The organism is Acidocella sp. (assembly GCF_036489515.1).
Classification (GTDB): domain Bacteria; phylum Pseudomonadota; class Alphaproteobacteria; order Acetobacterales; family Acetobacteraceae; genus Acidocella.
Window position 1 is genome coordinate 1 of sequence record NZ_DASXFO010000085.1, and the last position, 7678, is coordinate 7678.

The window sequence follows — 7678 nt, forward strand, 5'->3', positions numbered from 1 at the left end:
CTTGACCAGCCGCTCGGTGCGGCGGCGATGCCCGATCAGATCGGCGATGGTGCCGAGCTTCAGATTGTGCCGCTGCGCGAAGGCCACCAGGTCCGGCAGACGGGCCATGGTGCCGTCATCGTTCATGATCTCGCAGATCACGCCGGCGGGGATCAGCCCGGCGAGGCGGGCAATGTCCACCGCCGCCTCGGTATGGCCGGCGCGCACCAGCGTGCCGCCATCGCGTGCCATCAGCGGGAAAACATGGCCGGGCGAAACGATGTCCTCGCGTCCCAGCTCCGAGTTGATCGCCACGGCGATGGTATGCGCCCGGTCGGCGGCGGAAATGCCGGTGGTCACCCCTTCCCGCGCCTCGATCGAGACGGTGAAGGCGGTCTCGTGCCGCGAGCCGTTGGCCTGGCTCATCAGCGGCAGGCCAAGCCGCTCGCAACGGTTCTTGGTCATCGCCAGGCAGATCAGCCCGCGCGCGTGCTTGGCCATGAAGTTGATCGCATCCGGGGTGGCGAACTGCGCGGGGATGACGAGGTCGCCCTCGTTCTCGCGATCTTCGTCATCGACCAGGATGAACAGTCGGCCGGCACGCGCCTCCTCGATGATCTCCGGGGCAGAGGCGATGTAGTCGTGCAGCCCCGCTGATTTCAGCGTCGATTTCAGGCCTTCCATCTGGCGATTCCTTTCAAGCCACCGGGGCGGCGATGGGGCCGCCCGGCATCACGTGAGACGTAAACATTTTACGCCTGTTGAAACTGCGCAAGGCGCGCCACGTAGCGCGCCAGCATGTCGATTTCTATGTGCACCATATCCCCCACCGTGAGGCTTGAGAAATTGGTATGCTGGGCCGTGTGCGGGATGATGTTGACCCCGAATTTCTGGCCCTCCACCTCGTTCACGGTCAGCGACACGCCGTTGACGGCGATACTGCCTTTTGGCGCCACGAACGGGGCGAGTGAGGCGGGTAATTCGAATACCCAGCGGGTGGAACCGTTTTCCGGCGTGGCGGAAATCACTTGCGCCAACCCGTCGACATGGCCGGAGACGAGATGTCCGCCGAGCTCGTCGCCCAGGCGCAGCGAACCCTCCAGATTGATCCTGGTCCCCTTCTGCCAGTTTCCGAGCGTGGTCAGCGAAAGCGTCTCCGCCGACACTTCCACCGCGAACCAGTCCGGCCCCGCTTCGACCACCGTCAGGCAGCAGCCGGAGCAGGCAATCGAGGCGCCTAGCTTCTTCGCCGCACCATCCCAAACATCGTTGTCGGGCGTGGCGATGACGAAGCGCGCATCGCTGCCATTGCCGATCGGATTTACCTCCCGAACAGTGCCGACGCCGGTGATCAGTCCCGTGAACATTCAAGCCGCCTTTCGATAGGTTGTAAGCCAGTCGTCACCCCAGCGCTCGCACGAAACGGGGATGAAGCGCGGCATGGCAGCCAGCTTGGTGAGGCCAAACCCCTGCGCCGCCGGCCAGCCATCGCCGCCGATGATCCCGGGCGCATGGAACCAGGCGAGCCTGTCCACCAGATTGGCGCGCAGCAACCCCGCCGCAAGCGCGCCGCCGCCCTCGCAGAGAATCCGCGTCAGCCCGGCCTGCGCCAGCATTTTAGCGCCCGCCGCGAGATCGACCCCGGCGGCGGAGGACGGCAGTTCCATGGTTTTCACGCCCGCCCCCTGCAGCGCCTTGCGGCGCGCCGGGTCGGCGCCGTCGCGGTGCAGCAGCCAGAGGGGATGTTCCGCAGCACCACGCACCAGCTTGCTCATCAGCGGCGTGCGCAGATGGCTGTCGATGACGATGCGGACCAAAGGCGCCTTGCGGAATCCATCGATCCGGCAGGTCAGTTCAGGATCGTCCGCCAGCACGGTGCCGACGCCGACCAGCACGGCATCGTGCCGCCCGCGCATCGCATGCGCCGCGCGGCGCGCCGACTCGCCGGTCAGCCATTGCGATTCGCGCGTGCTGGTTGCGATGCGGCCGTCGAGCGTCGAGGCGAGTTTCAGCCGCACCAGCGGCCGTCCTTGGGTAACGGTCATAACGAAGCCGGAAATGACGGCGCGGCACTCCTGTTCCAGCACGCCCATGGTGACGGAAACCCCCGCCGCGCGCAGGCGTAAGATTCCGGCACCGTTGACCTTGGGGTGCGGATCGGTCGCGCCGACGACCACGCGCGCCACCCCCGCCTCGATCAACGCCTCGGTGCAAGGCCCTGTTTTTCCGGTAAAATTGCAAGGCTCCAGCGTGACATAAGCGGTCGCGCCGCGGGCCTGGCCGCGGGCCATCGCCAGCGCCGCCACTTCCGCATGCGGCCGGCCGCCGGTGGCGGTGCGACCACGCCCGACGACTCTTCCCTGCTGGACGATGACGCAGCCGACCGACGGGTTGGGCGCGGTCTCACCCAGCCCGCGCCGCGCCAGCGCCAGGGCGGCGCGCATATAGGCTTCGTCGCTCATGCCTCACTCACCGGTTTTGGCGGGCTTCGGCAATTCGCCCATATGCCCAAGAAACGCCTCGAAATCCTTGCCTTCACGGAAATCGCGATAAACCGAGGCGAAGCGCACATAAGCCACGGTATCGACCGTTTTCAGCGTCTCCATCACCAGCTCGCCAATGTCGTGGCTCTTCACGTCGGTCTCGCCGCTGGCCTCGAGCTGGCGCACGATGCCGCTGACAATGCGCTCGATCTGCTCGTCATCCACCGGGCGCTTGCGCAGGGCGATGCGCACCGAACGGGCCAGCTTGTCGCGGTCGAAGGCGACGCGGCGCTGATCCGCCTTCACCACGGTCAGCTCGCGCAGCTGCACGCGCTCGATCGTGGTGAAACGCTGGTGGCAGGCGGGGCAGAAGCGGCGGCGGCGGATCGCGCTGCCGTCCTCGGTGGGGCGGCTGTCCTTGACCTGACTATCAGCCTCGCCGCAGAACGGACAGCGCATTTTCGCTCCCTTACCTAGAGCGATATGGCTTGAAATCGAATCGCGCAGCGGTTCGATTGAGCCGTGGAATCGCTCGCGAAAACAAGGCCAGAGCGTGATTGCTGTAAAGCAATCATGCTCTGGCGTAGACGGGGAAACGCGCGCACAGGGTTTTTACCCGCGCGCCTACGGCCTGTTCGGCCGCTTCGTTGGTGCCGTCATTGGACTTCGCCAATCCGTCCAGCACTTCGCCGATCATCAGCCCGATCTCGCGGAACTCCGCGAGGCCGAAACCGCGCGTGGTGGCCGCCGGGCTGCCCAAGCGGATGCCCGAGGTGATCGCCGGCTTCTGCGGGTCGAAGGGAATGGCGTTCTTGTTGGCGGTGATATGGGCGCGCTCCAGGGTCGCCTCCGCCGCCTTGCCGGTGATGTTCTTGGGCCGCAGATCGACCAGCAGCAGATGGGAATCCGTGCCACCGGTGACGATGGCGAGCCCCTGCTCGATCAGCGTGTCCGCCAAGGTCTTGGCATTCGCCACCACCGCCTTCTGATAGGCGGTAAAGTCCGGCCGCAGCGCCTCACCGAAGGCGACGGCTTTCCCGGCGATCACGTGCATCAGCGGCCCGCCCTGCAGGCCAGGGAAGATCGCGGAATTGATCTTTTTCGCGATGTCCTCGTGGTTGGTCAGCACCATGCCGCCGCGCGGGCCGCGCAGGGTCTTGTGGGTGGTGGTGGTGACGACATGGGCGTGCGGCATGGGCGACGGGAAAATCCCCGCCGCGACCAGGCCGGCGAAATGCGCCATGTCGACCATGAAATACGCGCCCACCTCGTCCGCAACCGCACGGATGCGCGCAAAATCGATGAAACGCGGATAGGCCGAGCCGCCGGCCACGATCAGCTTCGGCATCTTGCTCCGCGCCAGGGCTTCCAGTTCCTCGTAATCGAGCAGCCCGTCATCCTTGCGCACGCCGTATTGCACGGCATCGAACCATTTGCCGGACATGTTCGGCGCGGCGCCATGGGTCAGGTGGCCGCCGGCGGCCAGCGACATCCCCAGCACCGTGTCGCCCGGCTGCAGCAGCGCCAGAAACACCGACTGATTGGCCTGGCTGCCCGAATTGGCCTGCACATTGGCGAAGCCGGCATTGAAGAGTTTTTTCGCGCGCTCGATGGCGAGCGTCTCCGCGAGGTCAGCGGGGCCGCAGCCGCCGTAATAGCGCTTGCCGGGATAGCCCTCGGCGTATTTGTTGGTCAGCACCGAGCCCTGCGCCTCCAGGACGGCGGCGGAGACGACGTTTTCCGAGGCGATCAGCTCGATGCCATCCTGCTCGCGCACCAGCTCCTGCTGGATGATGCCGGCGATTTCCGGGTCGATCTCGGCCAGCGGGGCGTTGAAGAAGCGCTGCAGCGCCGGCGGCGTGGTCTGTTCGTTCATAGAGTCGGTTCCGTCTTGTTCAGTTTGGCGAGGCGGCGGTCATGCCGCCCGCCCTCATAAGGGGTGGAAAGGAAGGCGCCGAGAATATCCAGCGCCACTTCTTCGCCGACGATGCGCGCGCCGAGCGCCAGCACATTCGCGTCGTTATGCGCGCGGGTCAGCCTTGCGGTGGTGACATCATGCACCAGACCGCAACGGATCTCGGGGTGGCGGTTGGCGGTGATGCTCATGCCGATGCCGGTGCCACACACGAGAATGCCGAAATCGGCACGCTTTTGCGCCACCGTTTCGCAGACCGCATGCGCGAAATCCGGGTAATCGACGCTGGCCGGGCCATCGGTGCCAAAATCCTGAACCTGATGCCCACCCTCGATCAACACGGCGGCCAGCCGGTTCTTGAGGGCAACACCTCCATGGTCGGCCCCAAGGGCCACGATCAAAGAACGAGTCATAGGGCCATCTACCATGGTGGGTTCGTCAAAGGAAACCGGCTCCCGTCGCGCGCCAAAAGGAAGACTTCTTTTTGTGAACAAAAAGAAGCAAAAAAACTTTTTTAATCTGGGTCATGGGCGTTGGCACCGACAACGCCCATGACCCAGCATAACCAAAAGTTTTTGCGCCGCTTTTTTCAAAAAGCGGCTGCTTTCTACGACCAGATTAACCCGCCCAGCCCGCCGAGCACGCCGAAGGCGCAGGTGACTGCGCACACGACGATCACCACGGCCTTGTATTTGCCCTTGAGGCGGTGCGCCTCGGGCAGGGTCACGATCGCCAGCCGCACCAGGAAGCCCAGCACCAGCGGCAGCAGCAGCGCGTTCATCACCTGCACGCCCACGTTCAGCGAGATCAGGTTGGGGTAGAAGCCGACCATCGCCGCACCGCCGACCACGCAGATCGTGTACACGGCATAGAACCATTTCGCCTGCAGCGGATGGTGCTCGAGCGAGCGCTTGTAGCCCGCCACCTCCCCCAGCCCCCAGGCCAAAGCCAGCGAGGCGACGATGGCGGCGACCATGCCGGCCCCCAGGACGCCGAGGCCGAAGATCAGCTTGCCCATCTGCGGCCCCAGATACGGCGTCATCGCCTGACTCATTTGCCCCACGGTGGAAAGGCTGGCCTGCGGCGCGTGCGGGCGGATCGAGGCGGCGGCGGCGATCAGCACCGCGGCCATCACCAACTGGGTGACCACCGCGCCGATCGCCGTATCCCAGCGCGCCAGCTTGAAATCCGCGACGGTGAGTTTTTTGTCGGCGATCGCCGATTGCTGATAGAAGATCATCCACGGCATGATCACCGCGCCGATATTCGCCGCGACCAGATATTCGAAGGTCGGGTTCAGCACCGGCATACGCACCGATTCATGCGCCATCTGGGCCAGATCCGGCCGCGCCGCCCAGGCGACGAAGAAGAAAGCGAGTTCGAACAGGCCGATGACGATGGCCGCGCGCTCCACCCGCCGGTAGGAGCCGGTCAGCACCACCGCCAGCAGCGCCGCCACCGCAAGGGGCAGCGAAACCGCATGCGGGACGCCGTACAGATCGCCGATGCCCGCGACGCCGGAAAATTCCGTCAGCAGCGCGCCGATCGTCGCCACCCCCAGCCCGGCGGCGGAGAGCCAGGCCCAGCGTGGGCCGAACGCCTCGCGGATCAGCTCGCCATGGCCGCGCCCGGTGAACACGCCGAGCCGCACCGTGAGCTCCTGCACGATATAGAGCACCGGCATCAGGATCACCTGCACCAGTAGCAGCTTGTAGCCCCATTGCACGCCGCTCTGCCCGGCGGTGATGATCGAGCCGACATCGGTATCGGCGAGCATGACCACCAGGCCCGGCCCGAACACCGCCACGAACGGCAAACGTCTCAGCCATTTTGACCGGGTGGGGCGCTCAGCCGTTTGGGGGCTGTTTGTGGTCGACGACATGGGCGCTTCGCTCCGCTAAATTCGACGCAGGTGATTTCGGCATAGGCTGGCAGTCACTTCCCGAGCCTCACCGATCATTCGGCAGAGCGGGGCACTTCGTTAGAACTCACACTGTGTTTGCAATTGATAATTATTCTTAATTGGACGTCAACACTTAACCGGACCATTTTAGTCCTGTCAAATTGCAAACCCACAAAATCCATAGAGTCTGCATTGCATTCCTGTCGTGCCGGCGCTGGTCATGCCATCCGTTCTGGCTGATATTCGGCCATCGCCTCTTTGCAACCACTCGGACTGTTACCTCATGATCAACCGCACCTTCCCCACCACACGTCTGCGCCGCAACCGCTATGACGACGCCACCAGGCGCCTGGTCGCCGAGCACAAGCTTTCGGTCGACGACCTGATCTGGCCGATCTTCATCCGCGAAGGCACGGGCGCCGCGGAAGAGGTTTCCTCCATGCCGGGCGTGTTCCGCACCGCGCTGGACGGTCTGGCCCGCCATGCCGAGGACGCAGCGAAGCTGAACATCCCGGCCATCGCGCTGTTCCCCGCCACGCCGCGCGAACACAAGGACGCCGAAGGCACCGAGGCGCTGAACCCGGACAACCTGATGTGCCGCGCCGCGCGGATCCTGAAAAAGGAATATCCGCAGATCGCGCTGGTCGGCGACGTGGCGCTCGACCCCTATACCGATCACGGCCATGACGGCGTACTGCGCGATGGCTACGTGCATAACGAGGACAGCGTGAAAATCCTCGTCCGCCAGGCGGTTAATCAGGCGGCGGCAGGCATCGACATCATCGCCCCCTCCGACATGATGGACGGGCGCATCGGCACAATCCGCGCCGGGCTGGACGAAAGCGGCTTCATCCACACACGGATCATGAGCTACGCGGCCAAATACGCCTCCGCCTTCTACGGCCCGTTCCGCGATGCGATCGGCTCCGGCGGCGCGCTGAAGGGCGACAAGAAGACGTACCAGATGGACCCCGCCAACTCTGACGAGGCGCTGCGCGAGGTGGAACTGGACCTCGCCGAGGGCGCCGACATGGTGATGGTCAAGCCCGGGCTGCCGTACCTGGACATCGTGCGGCGGGTGCATGATCGGTTCGGCGTGCCGACCTTCGCCTACCAGGTGTCTGGCGAGTACGCGATGGTGATGGCGGCGGTACAGAACGGCTGGCTGGACCACGACCGCGCCATGCTGGAATGCCTGCTGGCGTTCAAGCGCGCGGGCGCCGCCGGCGTCCTGACCTATTTCGCCCCGGCGGCGGCGAAGCTGCTGCGCGAGCGCGGCTAGCCGCCGGCCATCTGGCCGAGCAGCAGGAAGTTCAGCGACAGCACGATCGCGGCGGCGCCGATCGCCGTCGCCATCGTCAGCCGGCCGTTGACGAAGGCCCCCATCACCTCGCGCCG

General features: G+C 65.2%; 8 protein-coding genes. 1 reads left to right on the top strand and 7 read right to left on the bottom strand.

The window, feature by feature from the left end:
* The 7 genes from ribB to VGG47_RS12560 all read right to left on the bottom strand — a co-directional run.
* Positions 1 to 663, bottom strand: a 663-nt coding sequence (gene ribB / locus VGG47_RS12530) for a 3,4-dihydroxy-2-butanone-4-phosphate synthase (RefSeq protein WP_331539046.1), incomplete at its 3' end; no start/stop codon positions are given.
* A gap of 68 nt (positions 664 to 731) precedes the next feature.
* Positions 732 to 1346, bottom strand: a complete 615-nt coding sequence (locus VGG47_RS12535; protein WP_331539048.1) for a riboflavin synthase — start codon at positions 1344 to 1346, stop codon at positions 732 to 734.
* Positions 1347 to 2441 (bottom strand): bifunctional diaminohydroxyphosphoribosylaminopyrimidine deaminase/5-amino-6-(5-phosphoribosylamino)uracil reductase RibD, encoded by a 1095-nt coding sequence (ribD, locus tag VGG47_RS12540; RefSeq protein WP_331539050.1) that lies wholly within the window; start codon positions 2439 to 2441, stop codon positions 1347 to 1349. It lies immediately after the preceding gene.
* A gap of 3 nt (positions 2442 to 2444) precedes the next feature.
* The gene (gene nrdR, locus VGG47_RS12545) at positions 2445 to 2921 is read right to left on the bottom strand and encodes a transcriptional regulator NrdR (protein ID WP_331539052.1); all 477 of its coding nucleotides are present in this window, start codon (positions 2919 to 2921) and stop codon (positions 2445 to 2447) included.
* 112 nt (positions 2922 to 3033) lie between these two features.
* A complete protein-coding gene (gene glyA, locus VGG47_RS12550) occupies positions 3034 to 4338 on the bottom strand; it encodes a serine hydroxymethyltransferase (protein ID WP_331539055.1) in 1305 nt (434 codons plus the stop codon).
* Entirely contained in the window at positions 4335 to 4790 is a 456-nt protein-coding gene (gene rpiB, locus VGG47_RS12555; protein ID WP_331539057.1) for a ribose 5-phosphate isomerase B, read from the bottom strand. The genes glyA and rpiB overlap by 4 nt, the downstream gene beginning before the upstream one ends.
* 194 nt (positions 4791 to 4984) lie before the next feature.
* The gene (locus VGG47_RS12560) at positions 4985 to 6184 is read right to left on the bottom strand and encodes an NRAMP family divalent metal transporter (protein WP_331539061.1); all 1200 of its coding nucleotides are present in this window, start codon (positions 6182 to 6184) and stop codon (positions 4985 to 4987) included.
* A 379-nt stretch (positions 6185 to 6563) separates the two neighbouring features.
* Here VGG47_RS12560 and hemB point away from each other — a divergent pair, with 379 nt between their 5' ends.
* The gene (hemB, locus tag VGG47_RS12565) at positions 6564 to 7562 is read left to right on the top strand and encodes a porphobilinogen synthase (RefSeq protein ID WP_331539059.1); all 999 of its coding nucleotides are present in this window, start codon (positions 6564 to 6566) and stop codon (positions 7560 to 7562) included.
* Positions 7563 to 7678: the final 116 nt, after the last annotated feature.

What these genes read in the sequence shown, in the direction of transcription:
- ribD (WP_331539050.1), bottom strand. Translation starts at nt 2,441, where the DNA reads ATGAGCGACGAAGCCTATATGCGCGCCGCCCTGGCGCTGGCGCGGCGC.
- hemB (WP_331539059.1), top strand. Translation starts at nt 6,564, where the DNA reads ATGATCAACCGCACCTTCCCCACCACACGTCTGCGCCGCAACCGCTAT.
- glyA (WP_331539055.1), bottom strand. Translation starts at nt 4,338, where the DNA reads ATGAACGAACAGACCACGCCGCCGGCGCTGCAGCGCTTCTTCAACGCC.
- rpiB (WP_331539057.1), bottom strand. Translation starts at nt 4,790, where the DNA reads ATGACTCGTTCTTTGATCGTGGCCCTTGGGGCCGACCATGGAGGTGTT.
- VGG47_RS12535 (WP_331539048.1), bottom strand. Translation starts at nt 1,346, where the DNA reads ATGTTCACGGGACTGATCACCGGCGTCGGCACTGTTCGGGAGGTAAAT.
- nrdR (WP_331539052.1), bottom strand. Translation starts at nt 2,921, where the DNA reads ATGCGCTGTCCGTTCTGCGGCGAGGCTGATAGTCAGGTCAAGGACAGC.